At 74.5% G+C, this 20203-nt stretch carries 15 protein-coding genes; 7 read left to right on the top strand and 8 right to left on the bottom strand.

The genetic code is table 11. The features are described 5' to 3' along the window. Positions 1-82: 82 nt before the first annotated feature. On the top strand, positions 83-442 hold the full coding sequence (locus tag B9S64_RS27385; RefSeq protein WP_103490726.1) for a DUF4333 domain-containing protein: 360 nt from the start codon (positions 83-85) through the stop codon (positions 440-442). A gap of 59 nt (positions 443-501) precedes the next feature. On the opposite strand, the gene B9S64_RS27380 is transcribed toward B9S64_RS27385, so the two are convergent. Further along, entirely contained in the window at positions 502-1233 is a 732-nt protein-coding gene (locus B9S64_RS27380) for a 3'-5' exonuclease (RefSeq protein WP_103490727.1), read from the bottom strand. Positions 1234-1328: 95 nt separating this feature from the next. Next, positions 1329-2561 (bottom strand): SAV2148 family HEPN domain-containing protein, encoded by a 1233-nt coding sequence (locus B9S64_RS27375; RefSeq protein WP_103490728.1) that lies wholly within the window; start codon positions 2559-2561, stop codon positions 1329-1331. A 380-nt stretch (positions 2562-2941) separates the two neighbouring features. Here B9S64_RS27375 and glgX point away from each other — a divergent pair, with 380 nt between their 5' ends. Both glgX and treY read left to right on the top strand, forming a co-directional pair. Beyond that, the gene (glgX, locus tag B9S64_RS27370) at positions 2942-5098 is read left to right on the top strand and encodes a glycogen debranching protein GlgX (RefSeq protein WP_103490729.1); all 2157 of its coding nucleotides are present in this window, start codon (positions 2942-2944) and stop codon (positions 5096-5098) included. A 111-nt stretch (positions 5099-5209) separates the two neighbouring features. Then, positions 5210-7615, top strand: a complete 2406-nt coding sequence (gene treY, locus B9S64_RS27365) for a malto-oligosyltrehalose synthase (RefSeq protein WP_103490734.1) — start codon at positions 5210-5212, stop codon at positions 7613-7615. 15 nt (positions 7616-7630) lie between these two features. Here treY and B9S64_RS27360 read toward each other — a convergent pair whose 3' ends face one another. After that, the gene (locus tag B9S64_RS27360) at positions 7631-8197 is read right to left on the bottom strand and encodes a DUF1707 and FHA domain-containing protein (protein WP_103490730.1); all 567 of its coding nucleotides are present in this window, start codon (positions 8195-8197) and stop codon (positions 7631-7633) included. A gap of 162 nt (positions 8198-8359) precedes the next feature. Between B9S64_RS27360 and B9S64_RS27355 the strand changes: the two genes are divergently transcribed. Beyond that, a complete protein-coding gene (locus B9S64_RS27355) occupies positions 8360-9313 on the top strand; it encodes a GNAT family N-acetyltransferase (RefSeq protein WP_103490731.1) in 954 nt (317 codons plus the stop codon). Between the two features lie 62 nt (positions 9314-9375). Here B9S64_RS27355 and B9S64_RS27350 read toward each other — a convergent pair whose 3' ends face one another. Then, complete coding sequence (locus B9S64_RS27350) at positions 9376-10719, bottom strand: GH1 family beta-glucosidase (RefSeq protein ID WP_103490732.1); 1344 nt, start codon at positions 10717-10719, stop codon at positions 9376-9378. A 219-nt stretch (positions 10720-10938) separates the two neighbouring features. On the opposite strand from B9S64_RS27350, the gene treZ reads away from it, so the two are divergent. Next, entirely contained in the window at positions 10939-12699 is a 1761-nt protein-coding gene (treZ, locus tag B9S64_RS27345) for a malto-oligosyltrehalose trehalohydrolase (RefSeq protein ID WP_109492152.1), read from the top strand. Between the two features lie 64 nt (positions 12700-12763). Here the strand turns inward: treZ and B9S64_RS27340 are convergent, their stop codons facing one another. From B9S64_RS27340 to B9S64_RS27325, 4 genes are all read right to left on the bottom strand, one after another. Then, positions 12764-13906 (bottom strand): aminopeptidase P family protein, encoded by a 1143-nt coding sequence (locus B9S64_RS27340; protein ID WP_109492151.1) that lies wholly within the window; start codon positions 13904-13906, stop codon positions 12764-12766. 144 nt (positions 13907-14050) lie between these two features. Continuing rightward, a complete protein-coding gene (locus B9S64_RS27335; protein WP_103488474.1) occupies positions 14051-14707 on the bottom strand; it encodes a nucleoside/nucleotide kinase family protein in 657 nt (218 codons plus the stop codon). A gap of 105 nt (positions 14708-14812) precedes the next feature. Further along, a complete protein-coding gene (locus B9S64_RS27330; RefSeq protein ID WP_103488473.1) occupies positions 14813-15472 on the bottom strand; it encodes a response regulator transcription factor in 660 nt (219 codons plus the stop codon). After that, positions 15460-16689, bottom strand: a complete 1230-nt coding sequence (locus tag B9S64_RS27325) for a sensor histidine kinase (protein ID WP_103488472.1) — start codon at positions 16687-16689, stop codon at positions 15460-15462. Before B9S64_RS27325 ends, B9S64_RS27330 begins: the two co-directional genes overlap by 13 nt. Positions 16690-16852: 163 nt before the next feature. Between B9S64_RS27325 and B9S64_RS27320 the strand changes: the two genes are divergently transcribed. After that, on the top strand, positions 16853-17578 hold the full coding sequence (locus B9S64_RS27320) for an ABC transporter ATP-binding protein (protein WP_103488471.1): 726 nt from the start codon (positions 16853-16855) through the stop codon (positions 17576-17578). Then, on the top strand, positions 17575-20175 hold the full coding sequence (locus tag B9S64_RS27315) for an FtsX-like permease family protein (RefSeq protein ID WP_109492150.1): 2601 nt from the start codon (positions 17575-17577) through the stop codon (positions 20173-20175). Before B9S64_RS27320 ends, B9S64_RS27315 begins: the two co-directional genes overlap by 4 nt. The last annotated feature ends 28 nt before the right edge of the window (positions 20176-20203 follow it).

Here is a 20203-nt window from a genome sequence, read left to right as displayed (position 1 = left end):
GTTCTCCCGTGCGCACGCGCCGCGGGTCCGGCACGTATGCTTCCGGCGACCCTCTGCCACCGCACACCCGAACGGACCCTCCATGCCCCTGCTCCCCTCGCCCGCAGTGGCCCGGACTCTCGCGGCCATAGCCGTCGGCGCGCTGCTCGTCGGCTGCTCGGCCTCGGTCAGCATCGGGAAGTCCGAGCCGAAACTGTCCGCGGACGAACTGGCCACCACCGTCGCCGAGAAGCTCGCCGACACGACCGGCCGCCCGACGCCGGACATCACCTGCCCCGAGGACCTCCGGGGGAAGGTCGGCACCGCCACCCGCTGCACGCTGACGGCGGACGACGGCAGCACGCTGGGCGTGTCGGTCACCGTCACCTCGGTCGAGGGGGACCAGATCAACTTCGACATCAAGGCCGACGACACGGCCTCCCCCGCACCCGCCGCGAACTGACCCCCGTCGTCACCCGCCGCGCACCGGCCCCCGCCCCGCCCGCCGGTGCGCCCGGCCGGTCAGGAGGCGTGCGCGGGGGCGAGCTCGCGCAGCGGCCAGCGGCCGTCGATCACCGCGTCCGCCGACCCCTTGCGGCGCAGGAACTCCTGGAAGCCGGCGGCCCAGTCCGCGTACCACCCGATCTGACGGCCGTGCAGCTCGGTGGCGGTCAGGGCGGCCACCGACGCGTGCCGCCCGGCTATCGCGTACGCCACGCGCACCGCGGCCAGCGCGTCGGCCGACGCGTCATGTGCTCCGCCGTGCACCACGCCGTACTCGACGCAGACGGCCTCCAGGGTGCGCTTGCCCTTGCGGTAGCGGTCGACGGCCCGGTCGATGGTGTACGGGTCGATGACGGGTCCGATACCGCCGCCGCCCAGCCTGTCGCTCAGGGAGGGCAGCCCATGGCGCCGCAACTCGGCCGAGAGCAGCGTCAGATCGAACGCCGCGTTGTACGCGACGACGGGCACGCCCGCCCTCCAGTGCTCCACGAGGGCACCGGCGATCTCGTCGGCCACCTCCCGCACCGGCCGCCCCTCGGCCGCCGCGCGCTCGCTGCTGATGCCGTGGATCGCCGAGGCCTGCTCGGGGATCCTGATTCCCGGGTCCGCCAGCCAGGTGCGGCACCGGACGGGATCGCCGTCCGTGCTCTCCACCTCGACGACCGCGGCCGTGACGATGCGGGCCTCCAGCGGATCCGTGCCGGTCGTCTCCAGGTCGAACCCGGCCAGACGCTCCCGGTGCCAGCTCATCCCGTACCTCCTTCGGTGGTGCTCTCCCCCATGTGACGACCACCATCGCACGGCCCACTGACAACGCAGGAGGGGGCGTCAGAAGACGTGAGGAGTCAGGACACGGGCCGCGAATCGGTCCAGACCGACTCGAACTCCTCGCGGTAGGTCTCGAAGAGTCCGTGTTCGCTGTCCTGGCCCGCGCGGACCACCGCGCGCCCGCCGCCCCGCAGGACGAACACGGGCGCCTCCATGCCCCGCGCCCGCCGCAGATAGGGCTGGACGACCCCGACCGCATCGGGCCCGTCGCCGTCCACCAGATAGGCCGTGAAGCGGGGCGTCTCGTCGAAGACCTGGATCTGGAAGGCGTCCGGGTCGCGGAGCTTGGAACGCACCCGGCGCATATGGAGGATGTTCATCTCCACCGAGCGGCTCAGCTCGCCCTTCTTGAGGCCCAGTTCCCGCTCCCGGCGCTTGACGGCACTGCTCGCCGGGTTGATGAAGAGCAGCCGCACCCGGCAGCCCGACTCGGCGAGCCGGATCAGCCGGCGTCCCGAGAAGTTCTGGGTGAGGAGGTTGAGCCCTATGCCGATCGCGTCCAGCCGCCGGGCGCCGCCGAACAGGTCCTCGGCGGGGATCTGGCGCTGGAGCCGCACCCGGTCGGGGTGGACGGAGACCACGTCGGCGTACCGGTCGCCCACCAGCTCCTCCACCGCGTCCACCGGCAGCCGGTCGGCGGACGGGACGGACGCCCCGTTGCCCAGGATCTCCAGCAGCCGCGCGGAGGCGCGTTCGGCTTGCGCGAGGACCGCCTCGTTGAGGGCGCGGTTGCGCGAGACGACGTTGCGGGCCACCTCCAGCTCGTCGAGGGCGAGCTCCACCTCGCGGCGGTCGTCGAAGTACGGTTCGAAGCACGGCCAGTGCTGGACCATCAGCTCCCGCAACTGAGGGAGCGTCAGGAAGCTGAGGACGTTGTCGTCGGCCGGGTCGAGGAGGTAGCCCTTGCGGCGCGAGACCTCACGGACGGCCACGGCGCGCTGGACCCACTCCTGTCCGGCGGGGCCGGCGGCGGCCACCACCCACTCGTCGCCGTGCACCGGCTCGTAGATCGGCCGGATCACCGCGGAGACCACGGCCCGCAACCGCTGTTCGACCAGATTCAGCCAGATATAGGCCCGCCCGGCGCGCTGGGCCCGGGTGCGCACCTCGTTCCAGGCGTCGGCTCCCCAGTCCAGCGCCACCCCGATCTCCATGGGCTGCGCGAGGGACACCGCCCCCGGCGGGGCATCGGTCGGCTCCCCCTCGTGACCTGCGTCACCTGGGGGCAGCTCGAACCCTCCCGAGCTCACCCGCGTACCGCCTTCCGCTCCCCCACCAACGATCAAGGAAGGGTACTCCGGGAGCGGGATCCGGTGCAGCCGGATGCACAGGCTTCTCACTCAACTCCCCCGCCGGTCACTCCCCTTCCTCGTGGCGAGATCGGGCGGAGTGAGCTGATTCATAGGGATTGGCCGCCCAGCGCACCCGGCATACCGGACACCTTCGCGGACCGGGCGCCCGGTCTCACCCCCGGGCGACCCCGAGGTGTCCGAAGTTGACCGGCACAGCGGCATCCGAGGTGACGGCACCCGACCGCACCGGCCGACGTACTAGGTACGGACGCATCTTTCGGGGATTATCGGGGCAACAACCCCGAAGCACCCGGATCAGAAGTGGAAGAGTCCTATCGATGCAGGTCTGGCCGGGACAGGCGTATCCCCTCGGTGCGACGTACGACGGCGCCGGGACCAACTTCGCGGTCTTCTCGGAGGCCGCCGACCGGATCGAGTTGTGCCTGCTGCACGACGACGGTTCAGAAACGGCGGTGGAGCTCCGCGAGACCGACGCCTTCGTCCGCCATGCCTATCTGCCCGGGGTGATGCCGGGTCAGCGCTACGGCTTCCGGGTGCACGGCCCGTACGAGCCGCAGCGCGGGCAGCGGTGCAACTCGGCGAAGCTGCTCCTCGACCCGTACGCGCGTGCGATCTCCGGGAAGATCCAGTGGGGCGAGGCGGTGTACGGCTACCCCTTCGGCAAGCCGAACGACCGCAACGACCTCGACTCGGCGCCGCACATGATGAGCTCCGTCGTGGTCAATCCGTACTTCGACTGGGGGGACGACCGCCGCCCCCGTACGGACTACCACCGCACGGTGATCTACGAGGCGCACGTCAAGGGCCTGACGATGCTTCACCCCGGCCTGCCCGAGGGGCTGCGCGGTACGTACGCGGGGCTCGCGCACCCGGAGATCATCGCCCATCTGACGGAGCTGGGCGTCACCGCGATCGAGCTGATGCCGGTGCACCAGTTCGTCCAGGACCACCGCCTCGCCGACGCGGGCCTCGCCAACTACTGGGGCTACAACACCATCGGCTTCTTCGCCCCGCACAACGCCTACGCCTCCTGGGGCGACCGGGGCGAGCAGGTCCTGGAGTTCAAGCAGGCGGTGCGGGCGCTGCACCAAGCGGGCATCGAGGTGATCCTCGACGTGGTGTACAACCACACGGCGGAGGGCAACCACCTGGGGCCGACGCTCTCCTTCCGCGGCCTGGACAACGCCTCGTACTACCGGCTGACCGACGACCCGCAGTACTACATGGACACCACGGGCACCGGGAACTCGCTGCTGATGCGGTCCCCGCACGTGCTCCAGCTGATCATGGACTCGCTGCGGTACTGGGTCACCGAGATGCATGTGGACGGCTTCCGCTTCGACCTGGCGGCCACCCTCGCACGCCAGTTCCACGAGGTGGACCGGCTGTCGTCGTTCTTCGACCTGGTGCAGCAGGACCCGGTGGTCAGCCAGGTGAAGCTGATCGCCGAGCCGTGGGACGTGGGTGAGGGCGGCTACCAGGTGGGCAACTTCCCGCCGCTGTGGACGGAGTGGAACGGCAAGTACCGGGACACGGTGCGCGACCTGTGGCGGGGGGAGCCGAGGACCCTCGCCGAGTTCGCCGGGCGGCTGACGGGCTCCTCCGACCTCTACCAGGACGACGGCAGGCGCCCGCTGGCCTCGATCAACTTCACCACCTGCCACGACGGGTTCACCCTGCACGACCTCGTCTCGTACAACGACAAGCACAACGAGGCCAACGGCGAGGGCAACCGGGACGGCGAGAGCCACAACCGCTCCTGGAACTGCGGCGCGGAGGGGGCCACGGAGGACAAGGAGGTGCTGGAGCTGCGCAGCCGCCAGATGCGTAACTTCATCGCCACCCTGATGCTCTCCCAGGGCGTCCCGATGCTGAGCCACGGCGACGAGTTCGCCCGTACGCAGCGCGGCAACAACAACGCCTACTGCCAGGACAACGAGCTGTCCTGGGTGCACTGGCCCGACCCGGCGGCGGCCCGCGCGGACGACGGCGCGGCGGGTGCCCGGGGCGGCACGGACACCAGCCTGCTGGAGTTCACCCGGGCCATGGTGTGGCTGCGCCGCGACCACCCGGTCTTCCGGCGCAGGCGGTTCTTCCACGGCCGCCCGGTGGAGGGGACCCACGACGAGCTCTCCGACATCGCGTGGTTCACCCCCCGGGGCGACGAGATGACCCAGCGGGACTGGCAGGCCGCGCACGCGAAGGCGATGACGGTGTTCCTGAACGGGCACGCCATCTCGGAGCCGGGTCCGCGCGGCGAGCGGATCTCGGACGACTCGTTCCTGCTGATGTTCAACGCGAGCGCGGACACCCTGGAGTTCACCGTTCCCACGCACCACGGGAAGCGGTGGCAGGTCGTGGTGGACACGGGGATCCCGGACGGGGTGCCGCCGGGTGCCGGGCCGAAGGTGTCGGCGGGCGAGCGGGTGACGCTGCTCGGGCGCAGTCTGACGGTGCTCAAGCGCCCGGCCTGAGGCCCCTGAGGGCCGTCCCCGTGGGCCGATCGGGTCACGGGGACGGCCGGCCCCGTGCCCACCGGCCCCCGGGGTGACACAGAAGCCGCCCGGCTGGGTACGTACGTGTCCATGACGCCCACCGCCACCTACCGGCTCCAGCTCCAGCCGGACTTCCCGTTCGCCGCCGCGGCGGACGCCGTGCCCTATCTCGCCGGGCTCGGCGTCTCGCATCTGCATCTCTCCCCGGTCCTGGAGGCCGTGCCCGGCTCCGGGCACGGCTACGACGTGGTCGACCACAGCCGGGTGCGGGCCGAGCTGGGCGGGGAGGAGGGCCTGCGGGACCTGGCCGCCACGGCGCGCGCGCACGGGCTCGGGCTGGTCGTGGACATCGTGCCGAACCACATGGCGGCCTCCCCCCGCCACAACCGGCAGCTCTGGGAGGTCCTGCGGGAGGGCCCCGGCTCCCCGTACGCGCGCTGGTTCGACATCGACTGGGAGGCGGGCGGCGGGCGGGTGCTGCTGCCCGTCCTCGCGGGGCGGATCGGCGAGGAGAGCGACCGTCTCGTGACGGGCGCCCGGGACGACGGCACCCCGGTCCTGCGCTACGGGGAGCAGGAGTTCCCGTTGCGCGAGGGCACCGCGGACCTTCCGCTCCCGGAGCTGCTGGACGCCCAGCACTACCGGCTGGGGTGGTGGCGGCTGGCCCGTACGGAGCTGAACTACCGGCGCTTCTTCACCGTCTCCGACCTGATCGGGGTCCGGGTGGAGGATCCGGAGGTCTTCGAGGCCACCCACGCCAAGATCCTGGAGCTGCTGGCCGACCGGGTGCTGGACGGGCTGCGGATCGATCATCCGGACGGGCTCGCCGACCCGGCCGGCTACCTCCGACGGCTCGACACGGCGACCGGCGGACGGTGGACGGTGGTGGAGAAGATCCTCACCGCCGAGGAGACGCTGCCGGCCGGCTGGGCGGTGGCGGGGACGACGGGGTACGACGCCCTGCGCCGGATCGACGGGCTGTTCACCGACCCGGCGGGCGCGGCGGACCTGCTGGGCCGCTACCGGGACTTCGCGGGGCCCCCGGGGGACCGCGGCGGCTACTGGACGGCGACCGTGCGCCGGGCCGCCTACCGGGTGGTCACCCATGAGCTGGCCGCCGAGACGGAGTGGCTGACCCGGATCGCCGTCCGGGTCTGCTCCGGGGACACCGCGCTGCGGGACCACGCCCCGTGGGCGCTGCGTACGGCGATCCGGGAGCTGCTGGTCCGGGTCCCCGTCTACCGTCCGTACGTCACGGCGGGGGTCCGGCCGACGGAGGCCGCGGAGTCCACGCTGCCGCCCCAGGCGGTCCGGGACGCCAAGGCGGCGTTCTCCGTGCCCCAGGAGGCGGCGGCCGTGGACGTGGTGCGCGACCTGGCGCTGGGCCTGCTCGGGGCGGGAGGGGCGCGGGCCGAGTTCTGCGCCCGGTTCGCGCAGACGGCGTCGGCGCTGCACGCCAAGTCGGTGGAGGACACGGCGTTCTACCGGTACGTGCCGCTGATCTCGGCGGCCGAGGTGGGCGGCGACCCGGGCCGGCCGTCCGTGCGCCCGGACGAGTTCCACGCGTACTGCGCGCGGATCGCCCGGGACTGGCCGGCCACCGGCACGGTGCTGACCACGCACGACACCAAGCACAGCGGCGACACCCGGGCCCGGATCGCCGTGCTGTCGGAGTGCCCGGAGCGGTGGTCCGCGCTGGTGGCGCAGTTGTCCCGGGCGACCGGGGTGGCGGCCCCGGATCCCCAGCTGGCCTGGCGGGCCTGGCAGTCGGCGTACGGCTGCGCGGGGCTGACGGACGGGGAGGCGGCGGGCAGGCTGGAGCCCGCGCTGCTGAAGGCGGTGCGTGAGGCGGGCCTGTTCACCAGTTGGACGGAGCCCGATCCGGCGTACGAGCGCGCGGTGACGGACTTCGTGGCGGCCGGGCCGGGCAGCGGTACCGGGGAGGCGCACGCCGCGCTGGCCCGGTTCACGGCGGCGCTCGGACCGTTCGTCCGGGCCAATGTGCTGGGGGCGGCGCTGGTGCAGCTCACGATGCCCGGGGTGCCTGATCTGTACCAGGGCACGGAGCGGGAGTACATCGCGCTGGTCGACCCGGACAACCGCCGCCCGTTCACCCGCCCGCCCGAGGGGCACGACGACAAGGCCGGGGTCACGGCGGCGGCGCTGCGGCTGCGCCGGGACCGCCCCGAGCTCTTCGACGAGTCGGGCACCTACGCCCCGGTGGCCGCGCGGGGCCCCGCGGCCGGACACTGCCTGGCGTTCTGCCGGTCCGGTGAGGTGGTCACGGCGGTGACCCGGCTGTCGCTGCGGCTCTCGGAGGAGGGCGGCTGGCGCGACACGGCGCTGACGCTGCCCGAGGGCGGCCGGTGGCGCGATCTGCTGTCCCCGGAGCGGGAGTTCACCGGTCCGGAGGTCGCCGTGGCGGAGCTGTTCGCCGAGCGGCCGGTGGCCCTGCTCATGAGGGCGGGAGGCGAGGCCCCGGCGGACCGGGGGTGAGCCGGGGGGCGGTCCTCAGGCCGGAGGCAGCGGGGGCGGGGCGGAGAGCAGGAAGGCCATGCGGCCGAAGCTCACCTGGTCGCCGTCGCGCACGGGGACGGCGCCGATGACCCGCTGCCCGTTGACGCACGTGCCGTTGGTCGAGCCGAGGTCGCGCAGGATCCACCGGCTGCCGTGGGCGGTCAGCTCGGCGTGCCGCCGGGAGACGGTCTCGTGGCTGAGCCGCAGTCCGTTGCCCGGGTCGCGGCCTATGTGCAGCGGGTGCGGGCCGGGCGCGGGCAGCAGGAGCTTGGGCAGCCGCTCGGACTGCCAGGCGCGCCGCAGCCGGGCCGGAAAGGCGGAGACACCGCCCACCGCGCGGAACAGGCCCCGCGAGAGGCGCCCGCCGCTCTCCAGGTCGGCGGTGAGCGCGTACAGCTCCTCGGAACGCCGGGCGGCCAGGGCGAGTTCCATCCGCCGCAGGAAGGTGTCGTGCGAGAGCCTGCCCTGCGCGGCGCCGTCCCGGAGCACCCCGAGGACCCGGTCGCGCTGGGCGTCCGACAGCCGCGCGGGATACGTGGAGTGCTCGAAGGAAGACGTCACAGTGCGATTGTCGGCCCAGGGTGTGCGGGTGTCCAGAAGAACCCCGGTTTCGTGCCGCCTGACCTGCGTGGGAGCGGTTAATTCCGGGCGGCGGCCGGACGGATGCTGTTACCGTCGCGCGCCGCCGTCCCCCGACCGCGGTCCCCGTACCGAGGAGCCTTTGTGACCCCAGCACCACCGGAACTGATCCTCCGCCCGCTCTCCGGAGCCGGCGAGCTCGGTCTCTTCCTCCGCCTTTCCTACGTCCTGGACCACGAACTGGCCGACGATCTCGCGGCCGGCCGCCGTCGGCCCGCGTGGATGTGGGTGGCCCTGCGCGGTGAGCGTGTCGTGGCCCGGATCGCCTGGTGGGCCCAGCCGGGCGGCGCCGAGCCGCTGCTGCTCGACTTCTTCGACCTGGACGACACCCTGCCGGAGCCCGAGCGCACCGAGACCGGGCTGCGGCTGCTGGAGGCGGCGACCGCCGCCGTGGTACCGGCCGGGGCGGTCCGCCCCGAGTACGCGCGCTTCGTCCCGGCCAACTGGCGGGACGACCCGGTGGCGCGTGACGGCGTCGAGGCCCGGACGCGGGTCATGGAGGCGAGCGGCGCCCGGATCCTGGTGGAGCGGCTGCGTCTGGAGTGGCGGGCGGGTACGCCGGTGCCCGAGGACAGCGGGCGGCTGGTGTTCCGTCAGGTCGTGGACCGCGAGGACCTTCTCGCCCTCATGACACCGGTGATGGAGGGGACCCTCGACGCGCACGGGCAGAAGGACCTGGCCTCCGGGATGAGCGCCCGGCAGGCGGCGGAGCGGCAGTACGAGGAGGAGATCACCGGTCAGAAGTCGCCCCGCGAGTGGTGGCGGGTCGCCGAACTGCCGAGCGGCGAACCGGTCGGCTTCGTGCTCCCGGCGCGCAACAACTACCACCCGATGATCGGCTACATCGGCGTGCTGCCGGCCCACCGGGGCCACGGCTACATCGACGACATCCTGGCCGAGGGCACCCGGGTGCTCGCCGCGCGGGGCGTGGAGCGGATCAGGGCCGCCACCGACCTCGGGAACGTCCCGATGGCGCGGTCCTTCGCCCGCCTGGGGTACGTGAACTTCGAGCGGGCGATCGACATGGTGTGGGACTGACCGGGAACGGTTGACGTGACGTCCCGTCAGGCCCGCCCGCTCACCGTATGGCTGAGGGAACGTCAGCCGTCGCGCTGGGCGCGGATGACGTCCCGGTACCAGGCGTACGACTCCTTGGGGGTGCGCCGGAGCGTCTCGTAGTCGATGTGGACGAGCCCGAAGCGCTTGCTCGCGCCCTCGGTCCACTCCACGTTGTCGGTGAGCGACCAGGTGAAGTAGCCGCGTACGTCGACGCCCGCGTCGATGGCCGTCCGCAGCGCCCCCAGGTGGCCTTCCAGGTAGGCGATGCGGCGCGCGTCGGCGACGGGCTCGTCCACGGCGCAGCCGTTCTCGGTGATGTAGACGGGCGGCAGCCGGTCGCCGAAGCGGTCCCGGAGCTGTCGGAGGGTCTCGGTGAGCCCCGCCGGGACGACGGGCCAGCCGAAGTCGGTGGTGTCGTACCCCTGGATCTCGCGGATCCCGAAGGGCAGCCCCTCGGGCATCGTGTACCCGGAGAAGGAGGCCCGTGCCTCCGGTCCGGGGGCGCCGACGAGGGTCGGGTTGTAGTAGTTGACCCCGTACCAGTCGAGGGGCGCGGAGATCGTTTCGAGGTCGTCCTCCACGGGGCCCGGCATGAGGCCGGCGATGCCCTCGGGGTAGCGGCCGGTGAGCACGGGGTCGGCGAACAGCCAGTTGGTGAGGGTGTCGTACAGCTCCGCGCCCATGCGGTCCTCGTCCGACTCGCCGGCCGTCCAGACGGGGCTGTGGGAGAGGGCGACGCCGATGTTCCCGGCACCGGCGGCGCGCAGCGCCCGTACGGCCAGGCCGTGGGCGAGCAGTTGGTGGTGGGCGGCGGGCAGCGCGTCGAAGAGCAGGGTGCGGCCGGGGGCGTGCTCGCCCAGCGCGTAGCCGAGCAGGGTCACCTCGGCCGGTTCGTTGACGGTGATCCACATGGGGACGCGGTCGGTGAGCCGCTCGGCGACGATGCCCGCGTACTCGGCGAAGCGGTAGGCGGTGTCCCGGTTGAGCCAGCCGCCCTCCTCGTCGAGGGCGAGCGGGGTGTCCCAGTGGTAGAGCGTGGGGGCGGGGGTGATGCCGTGCGCGCAGAGTTCGTCCACGAGCCGGTCGTAGAAGTCCAGCCCGGCCGGGTTGAGGGCGCCGCTGCCGCCGGGGACGACCCGGGGCCAGCTGACGGAGAAGCGGAAGGCGTCCGCGCCGAGCCCGGCGAGCAGGGCGACGTCCTCCCGGTAGTGCTCGTGGAAGCCGGTGCCCCGGGTGGTGTCGGTGCCGTCCTTGATCCGGCCCTGCGCGGCGAAGGCGTCCCAGCCGGAGGGGCCCTTGCCGTCCGCGTCGTACGCCCCTTCCGTCTGGAAGGCGGAGGCGGAGGCTCCCCAGAGGAAGCCGGGTGGGAAGGTCGGCACGGTCATCTCGGCCTCCAGCAGCCGTCAGAGGGACCTGGTACGCGTTCCGGGTGCTTCCACGCATGTCTGCCACGTATGAGCGGAAGCCGGTAGGGCAATGATCAGGACCAGACCCTAATGGCCAGGTACGGACTCGCTCCAGTGTTCCGGCGACCGTGCGTGCGACTTCCGCCGAACATGGGGCCCCTGCGGGGGTCCTGTCGGTCCGTGGACGAGGAGTGGTGGATGCAGTTCGAGGTGTGGGCCCCTCGGGCCGAGTCGGTCCTGCTGGCGACGCGGGGCGGCCGCCTGCCGATGGAGGCCGATCCGCTGCGCGCGGGCTGGTGGACGGCCACGGCCGAGGCGGTGGACGGCGACCGCTACGGCTTCGTGCTGGACGGTGGCCCCGTCCTGCCCGACCCGCGCTCGCGCCGCCAGCCGGACGGCCCGGACGGCGAGAGCGCGGTGGTCGACCACGCGGCCTACGCCTGGCGCAGCGAGTGGGCCGGGCGCGGGCTGCCGGGCGCCGTCCTGTACGAGCTGCACATCGGTACGTTCACCGAGGAGGGCACCTTCGACGCGGCCGCCGCACGCCTCGGCCACCTGGTGGACCTGGGCGTCACCCATGTGTCGCTGATGCCGGTCTGCCCCTTCCCCGGTACCCACGGGTGGGGGTACGAGGGGGTGTCGCTGTGGGCGGTGCACGAGCCGTACGGCGGACCGGCGGGCCTGAAGCGCTTCGTGGACGCGGCGCACGGCCGGGGCCTGGCCGTCGTACTGGACGTGGTGCACAACCACCTCGGCCCCTCGGGCAACCACCTCCCGGCCTTCGGCCCGTACTTCACCGACACCCACCACACGCCCTGGGGCGCGGCCGTCAACCTGGACGCCCCCGGCTCGGACGAGGTGCGCGCGTATCTGCTGGGCAGCGCGCTGGCCTGGCTGCGGGACTACCGGCTGGACGGGCTGCGGCTGGACGCGGTGCACGCGCTCGCGGACGGCCGGGCGCTGACCTTCCTGGAGGAGCTGTCCGCGGCGGTGGACGCGCTCTCGTCGGTGCTGGGCCGCCCGCTGCCGCTGATCGCCGAGTCCGACCTGTGCGACCCGCGGACGACGGCGCCGCGGGCCGAGGGCGGGCTCGGGCTGCACGCCCAGTGGAACGACGACTTCCACCACGCCCTGCACACCGCGCTGACCGGTGAGTCCCAGGGGTACTACGCCGACTTCGCGGACGCCCCGCTGGCCGCGCTCGCCAAGACGGTGACCGCCGCGTTCTTCCACAACGGCACGTACTCCAGCTTCCGGGGCCGTACGCACGGCTGTCCCGTGGACATCACCCGGACCCCCGCCCACCGCTTCGTCGGATACGCCCAGACGCACGACCAGATCGGCAACCGGGCGCTCGGTGACCGCCTCGCCTCGTCCCTCTCCCCCGGGCTCCAGGCGTGCGCGGCGGCCCTGTTGCTCACCGGGCCGTTCACCCCGATGCTCTTCATGGGCGAGGAGTGGGGCGCCCGGACCCCGTGGCAGTTCTTCACCGACCACACCGATCCGGCCCTGGCGCGGGCCGTACGGGAGGGCAGGCGGCGGGAGTTCGCGGCGCACGGCTGGGCCGCCGAGGACATCCCCGACCCGCAGGATCCGGGGACCCGGGCCCGTTCGTGCCTCGACTGGAGCGAACCGGAGCGGGAGCCGCACGCCCGGATGGCGGCCTGGTACCGCGAACTGATCGCGCTGCGCCACGCCATGCCCGACCTGTGCGATCCGGACCTGGCCTCGGTCCGGACCGCGTACGACGAGCGGGCCCGCTGGATCGCCTACCGCCGGGGCGATCTGCGGATCGCCGTCAACCTCGCCGGCCGGCCCGCCGCCCTCCCCCTGGGGCTCGGCCGGCACCGCGCGGGCGGGGGCCGGGTGCTGGCCGCCTGGACCCCGGTCGAGGCGCCCGGCGCGGACGGTGTGCTGCACTTGCCGCCGGAGTCGTGCGTGGTGCTGGCCGACGACTGAGCGGGGAGGCGCGCGGGGGGGGGGGGGGGGACGGCGAGGCGGATCCGGGCCGGCGCGGCCGGTCCTACTCGACCACCGCCAGCTCGCGCGGGGTGGTGTTCAGCCGCCGTCCGCCGTCCTCGGTGACGGTGACGATGTCCTCGATGCGGACGCCGAAGCGGCCGGGGAGGTAGATGCCCGGCTCCACCGAGAAGCACATGCCGGGCACCAGGGGCTGCTCCTCGCCCTCGATCATGTAGGGCGGTTCATGGGTGGTGACGCCGATGCCGTGGCCGGTGCGGTGGATGAACCGTTCGCCGTAACCGAATTCGGTGATGACGGCACGGGCCGCCCGGTCGACGTCCTGGCAGGCGGCCCCGGGGCGTACGGCACGGAATCCGGCCTCCTGGGCCTCGCGCACGATGTCGTGGACCCGCTGCTCCTCGGCGGTGGGCTCGCCGACGTGCACCGTGCGGGAGGTGTCGGAGCCGTAGCCGTGCTTGAGGCCTCCGAAGTCCAGGACGACCATGTCGCCCCGCTCGATGGTGCGTTCACCTGCCTCGTGGTGCGGGTTGGCTCCGTTCGGGCCGGAACCGACCACGGTGAAGTCGACCTGCTCGTGGCCGTACTCCCGGAGGAGGGACGCCAGATCGGCTGCCACGTCGGTCTCCCGGCGGCCGGAGAAGCGGACCTTCAGGATCCGCTCGTACGTGGCGTCGGCGGCGGCCCCCGCGGCCGCGAGCCGCTCCAGTTCGGCCGTGTCCTTCACCGCCCGGAGCATCGGCAGGGCGGCGGTCAGCGAGGCGTAGGCGGTGCCGGGGAGGAGCTGTTGGAGGGCCAGCAGGTGCAGGGCCCAGGCGTTGTCACTGACCGCGAACCTGCCCGTGTCGCCCAGCAGTCCGGCGGACAGGGCGTACGGATCGGCGGCGTCGGTCCAGTCCCGTACGGTGAACGCGGGTGCGCCGACCGCGCGTTCGGCGTCCGCCGCCTCCAGGGCGGGGACCACCAGGACGGGGTCGTGGCCGGCCCGCAGGACGAGCAGGGTGAGCCGCTCGGTGGCCGCGGTCGGGCGGTATCCGGTGAGGTGGACGAGATCGGGGCCGGGGGCCACGAGGACGCCCGCGAGCCCCGCGGCGTCGGCGGCCCCGGCCGCACGTGCCATCCGGGCCCGGTAGTCGTCGGCGGTGAAGGGGACGGGCCGGCCGGTTCCGGCGGCGGGGCTGGTCATGGAAACCTCCTGGCGGGACGGTGGCACGAGGCCGTGGACCGCCCGCGGGCGACGGCACGGCAGACAGCATCCTGCCCGCCCGCCCCGGACGACGCGAACGGTATCGGGGGACGTGCCGGGCCGCCGCTGCCCGGCGTCTCCGGCTCACCCCACCCGTACCACCAGGTCGGCCCGGTCGCGGTGGTGGTCCACCAGCCGGGCGTTGCGTTCGTCGGACCCGGCGACCCAGCGTTCGGCGTCCGCGCGGGACCTGCCGTACCGCATGTGCCGGGACACCAGCCGGCGCACCCGGAGCGCCGGTTCCGCCTCCAGGAACCACACCTCGTCGAGCAGTCCGCGCACCGGTGCCCAGGGGCCCTCGTCCAGCAGCAGGTAGTTGCCCTCGGTCACCACGAGCGGGGTGTCCGAGGGCACGGGGACCGCTCCGGCGACCGGCTCCTCCAGCGTCCGGTCGAAGGCGGGCGCGTACACCGGTTCCGGCCCCTCCGCGTGGCGCAGCCGCCGGAGCAGCGCCGCGTACCCGGCGGCGTCGAAGGTGTCGGGGGCGCCCTTGCGCTCCGTGCGCCCGAGCCGGTCCAGCTCGGCCCCGGCCAGGTGGAAGCCGTCCATCGGGACCAGCACCGCCTGCCCGTCGAGGGCGTCCACGAGCCGGGCGGCCAGGGTGGACTTCCCGGAGCCGGGCGCCCCGGCGATCCCCAGCAGGCGGCGGGTCCCGGGAACGGCGAGGCGCCGGGCGCGGGCCGTCAGCCGGGCCAGGTCCGGAACGGAGGCGGGGGTGGGGGCGGGGGCGCTCGTGTCCATGGCGGGCATTGTCCCCGGGTGGTGCGGTACCGCGTCAGCGCGGGGCGCGGCCCGAGCGCGCCGCACCGCCTCACACCGCCCCGCGCCGCGCCGGGGCCCGCACGGTCAGAGGGTGTCCCGGCCCTCCAGGTAGGCCAGTACGGCCAGGACGCGCCGGTGCACGGTGCCGTCGTCGGGTTCCAGGCCCAGCTTGGCGAAGATCGAGCCGATGTGCTTGCTCACGGCCCGTTCGGTCACCACGAGTTCGGCGGCGATCGTGCCGTTGGCCTTGCCCTGCGCCATGTGTTCCAGCACCTGGCGTTCCCGGGCCGTGAGGCTCTGGAGGGGCCCCGCGGACGCCTTGCGGGTCAGCAGTTGGGAGACCACCTCGGGGTCGAGCGCGGTGCCGCCCGCGGCGACCCGTTCCAGGGCCTGGAGGAACTGTTCGACGCGGCCCACCCGGTCCTTGAGCAGGTAACCGATGCCCTGCGCGCCCCTGGCCAGCAGCTCGGCGGCGTAGGTCTCCTCCACGTACTGGGAGAGGACCAGGATCGGCAGGCCGGGCATCTCGGCGCGGGCGGCGAGCGCGGCGCGCAGGCCCTCGTCACGGAAGGCCGGGGGCAGGCGGACGTCCAGGACGGCGACGTCCGGGCGGTGTTCCAGCAGCGCGGGCAGCACCTCGGGCCCGGTGGCCACGTCGGCGACCACCTCGTGCCCCGAGCTGGTGAGCAGCAGGATGATGCCCTCCCTGAGCAACGCGTTGTCCTCGGCGATCACGATCCGCACGGCAGCTCCACCTCGATGTCCGTCGGCCCCCCGGCGGGGCTGCTGATCCGGGTGGTCCCGTCCAGGGCGGCGACCCGCCGCCTGATCCCGACCAGCCCGCTGCCGGCGCGTTCGTCCGCGCCGCCGTGCCCATCGTCGCCGATGTGTACGCGCAGCGTGCCCGCGCCCCTGCCGATCCGGACGGTCGCCGTCGTCGCCCCGCTGTGCTTGCTGATGTTGGTGAGCGCCTCGGCGATCACGAAGTAGGCGGCGGCCTCGATCGCGGCCGGGAGCCGTCGGCCGTCCTCCACCGCGTCGAGTTCCGCCTCGACGGGGACGGTCACGTCGGCCGCCAACGCCCGTACGGCGCCCGCCAGTCCACGGTCCGTCAGCACCGGTGGGTGGATGCCGCGCACCACATGGCGCAGTTCCGCCAGGGCCGCGTCCGCGCCGTCCTGGGCCTCGTCGAGGCGGACCCTGGCCGCCGCCGGGTCACGGTCCAGGAGCTGTCTGGCCAGTCCGATGCGCAGCGACAGGGCGACGATCCTGGCCTGGGCTCCGTCGTGCAGGTCCCGTTCGATACGGCGCAGTTCGGCCCCGTGGGCCTCGACCGCGCCGGCGCGGCTCTCGGTGAGCTGGGCGACGCGCTCCGTGAGGCCGTCGGTGACCGGGGCGGTGAGGACCGAGCGGCTCCAGCTCGCCGACAGGTCGGCCAGGACGGGGTGCCAGCGCAGGACCCAGCCCCGGCGGACCGGGGGCGGGGTCCCGTACTCGTCGGCCGCCCTGCGGTCCAGCAGGTGGGTGACGGGAAGGGCGATGCCGTCCACGAGCAGGCCGACGGGCCACAGCACCATCGCGAGGTAGGCCAGGGCGCCTCCGACCACGGCCTGGAACGGCAGCCACAGGACGTCACGCCAGGTCGTGGGGTCGGTGAGGACACGGCGCACCCGCTCCCCCAGCTCCCCCGTGTCGAGGGGGAGGTACGGCGCGGGCCGGTGGGGTTCACCGAGCCGCTCCGCCGTCCTGCGCCGCTCCCAGCCGGTGAGCCGGCGCAGCAGCGTGGCGGCCTCGGGCAGCGCGGGCAGGCCGATGACCACGGCCGCGAAGAGCAGGACCGCCGCCACGAGGAACGTGAGGACATAGCCGGCGAGGCCCAGCAGCAGGCCGGTGAACAGGTACGTGGAGGCGTCCCACGAGCGCTGGACGGCCGCCGGGAGCGGGGCGGGAGTGGAGCTCATGGCAGACCACCGTACGGGGGGTGGCCCCCGTACGGAGTGGGGTGCCCACCCCTCCCGTGGTGGTGCCTGCTGAACCCCGGGTCCGGGAGTGCGCACCCTCGCCCCGAAGCCCCCGCCCGCCTAGCGTTTACGCAGGTCACAGACGTACAGCGGAAGAGGGACAGTGAAGTCGACGGTGCGAGGGGTCACGGCGGTGCGGACGGCCGCGCTGAGCCTGGAGTCGGTGAGCCGGCGCTACGGGGGCCGGGGCGGCGACGGCCGGGGGACGACGGCGCTGGACGCGGTGAGCTGCGCGGTGCCGGCCGGGAGCTTCACCGCGGTGGTCGGACCCTCCGGCTCCGGCAAGAGCACGTTCCTCCTGTGCGCGGCGGGGCTGGACCGGCCGACGTCCGGGACGGTGCGGATCGGCGGGACGGATCTGGGGTCGCTGTCGGAGGCGGCGCTGACCCGGCTGCGGCGGGACCGGGTCGGGTTCGTCTTCCAGTCGCACGCGCTGAACCTGGTGCCCTCGCTGAGCATCGAGGAGAACGTCGTCCTTCCGCTCGTGCTGGCGGGCGCCGACCCGGCGGCCGCCGATGTGCTGGGCCGGGGACGGGAGTTGCTGGCCCGGGTGGGGCTGGGTGGGCGCGGTCAGGACCGGCCCTCGACGCTGTCGGGGGGACAGCAGCAGCGGGTCGCGGTGGCGCGGGCCCTGGTGACCGGGCCCGACGTGATCTTCGCGGACGAGCCGACGGCTTCGCTGGACCCGGACTCGGCCGCGCTGGTGCTGGCCCTGCTGCGGGACGCGGTACGGATCGACGGGCGGACCGTCGTCATGGTCACCCATGACCCAGCGGCGGCCGACCGGGCCGACACCGTGCTGACGATGCGTGACGGGCGGCTGGGATGAGCAGGGGAAAGCAAGCGCGGGTAACGGCGGAGCACGCGCCGCCGGTGGCGGCCGTGCGGGCGGGTTCGCGGCGGGCGTCGGCGTTCCTCGCGCGGCGCTCGCTTGCGGCCCACCGGCGGTCCTGGGCCGCCGTGTTCGCGGCCGCGGGCGCGGCGGCGGCGCTGCTGGGCGCGTTCGCGCTCGTCCTGGGGTCGCTGCTGCTCGCCGGGCCGCCGGTGGAGCGGTACGCGGGCGCCGACGCGGTGGTGGCGGCGGACCAGAAGGTGTCGTACACCGCGAAGCCGTGGGGCAGCGAGCCGCGCACCGTGTCCGCGTATCTGCCGGAGCGGGTACGGCTGGACCGGGCACTGGTGGCGAGGGCCGCGGCCGCGGAGGGGGTCGCCTCGGCCGTCGCGGACGACTCGGTGCCGGTGGCCCTGGGGGACGGCGCCGCGGCGATCGCCCGGTCCTGGGAGTCGGCGGCGCTCACCCCGTACCGGCTCACCGAGGGCCGGGCCCCGGGCGGAGCCGGTGAGGTGGTCCTGGACGCGGACGCGGCCCCGGCGGGTGTCCGGCCGGGCGACACCGTGACGCTCCGGGCCGACGGAGCCGCCCGGAGCTACACGGTCAGCGGGCTCGCCGAGGCCGCGGGCGGGACGGGCTCTCCGGCCGTCTTCCTCACCGGGGCGCGGCTGACGGAGCTGGCCGGGCACCCGCGCACGGTCGACGCGATCGGCGTCGTGGCCGAGCGGGGTGTCTCCGCCGGGGCGCTGCGGGACTCGCTGCGTGCCGCGCTCCCCGAGGCGACGGACCAGGACCGCGCGGTGCGGGTGCTGACGGGCGCGGAGCGGGGCGAGGGCGAGCGGGTGGACGCGCTGGGCGGGCGGGGCGATCTGCTGGCGCTGCTGGCCTCCGTCGCCGGGACGGTCGTGATGGTGGCGCTGCTGGTGATCGCCTCCACCCTCGCCCAGGCCGTCCACCAGCGCTCCGGGGAGCTGGCCCTGCTGCGCGCGGTGGGCGCCTCCCCGCGCCAGCTGCGGTCGGCCGTCGGCCGGGAGGCGGGACGGGTCGCCGCGGTCGCCGCGGCCGTGGGCGGGCTCGGCGCGCTGCCGCTGGGGCTGCTGATGCGCTCGCTGCTGGAGACCGAGGCGCTGGTGCTGCCCGTGCCGCCGTGGCTGCCGTTGGCCGCCGGGGCGGCGGGGGCGCTGCTGGTCGCCCTGGCCGCGCGGCCGGTGGCGATGCTCGCCGCCCGGCGCGTCACCCGGATGCGGCCGTCCGCCGCGCTGGGGGCGGCCGGGGCCCCGGAGCCGGGCGATCCGGGGCGGGTCCGCACGGTCGCGGGGCTGCTCCTGGCGCTGGCCGGGGTCAGTTCGGCGGGTCTGGCGACGACGCAGGGCGGCCAGGCGGCCGCGCTCGCCGCGTCGAGCTCCGCGATGTCCCTGGTCGTCGCGGTGGCGTTGCTGGGCCCCCGGATCGCCGGGGTGGCGGTGCGGGTGCTGGGGGCGCCGATGCGCCGGGCCGGCGGGGTCTCCGGATTCCTGGCGGCCCGGTCCACCGCCGCGCACACCCGCCGGCTGGGCACGGCGCTCACGCCGGTGGTGCTGGTGGCCGCGTTCGTCTGCGTACAGCTGGCGGCGACGTCCACGCTGGAGCGGGCCGCCGACCGGCAGGCCGCGGCCGCGCTCCGCGCCGACCTGATGGTGACCGCCCCGGGCGGCCTGCCGTCGGAGGTGGCCGGAACCGTACGCGGGGTCCCGGGGGTGGCCGCGGCGACGGGCGTCCTGCGCTCCGCGGTGGTGCTGGCCCACCGCGAGGCGGGCGAACCGGTGCTGGACCGGCTGCCGGTCCTGGGGGTGACGCCCGGACAGCTGGAGGGCACCCTCGACGCCGGGGTCACCGCGGGCGACCTCGGGGACCTGAGGGGCACCGGCACGGTGGCGGTCGGCGCCGACCGGGCCGGCAGCCTGGGCACGGGCGTCGGCGACCGGGTGAAGCTGCGCCTGGGGGACGGTACGGAGGTGGCGCCCCGGGTCGTCGCCGTGTACGAACGCGCCCTGGGCGTGGGCGACTTCCTCTTCCCCCGGGAGGCGCTCGCCGCCCATGTGTCCGCCGCCCGCGACCACGCGGTGCTGGTCCGCACGGACGGCACCGACCGGGACGCGACCGCCGCGGCGGTCAGGGACGCGCTGGCCCCGTACGGCGGGGCGCGGACCGGCCCGGCGACGGACGACGCCGTACGGACCGCCCCGGCGGTCTCGGGCGAGGACGACGCGCTGATGGTGATCGGCGTCGGGGTGATCGGCGGCTTCGCGCTCCTCGCGGTGGTCTCCACCCTCACCCTCATCTCGGTGGGCCGCCGTCGTGAGCTGCGGCTGCTGCGGCTGGTCGGCGCCGGGCGCGGACAGCTGACCCGGATGCTGGTGCTGGAGACGGCGCTGGTGGCGGTCGCCGGGCTGGCGCTCGGCACCCTGGTGGCCGCGATCCCGCTCACCGCGTTCTCGGTGGCGCTGGCCGGCTCGGCGCCGTACATGGAGCCCGCCCGGTACGGGGCGCTGGTGCTCGCCGTGGTGGCGGCCGCGGTGGCGGGGACGCTCCTGCCGGCCCGGTCGGGCCGCTGAGGCGGGCGGCCGGGGGGCGCGGTGGCGG

It is taken from the genome of Streptomyces sp. SM18 (assembly GCF_002910775.2).
Lineage (GTDB): Bacteria > Actinomycetota > Actinomycetes > Streptomycetales > Streptomycetaceae > Streptomyces > Streptomyces halstedii.
The sequence above is the reverse complement of the archived record's forward strand: the minus strand, read 5'-3'. Positions and strand labels throughout refer to the sequence as shown.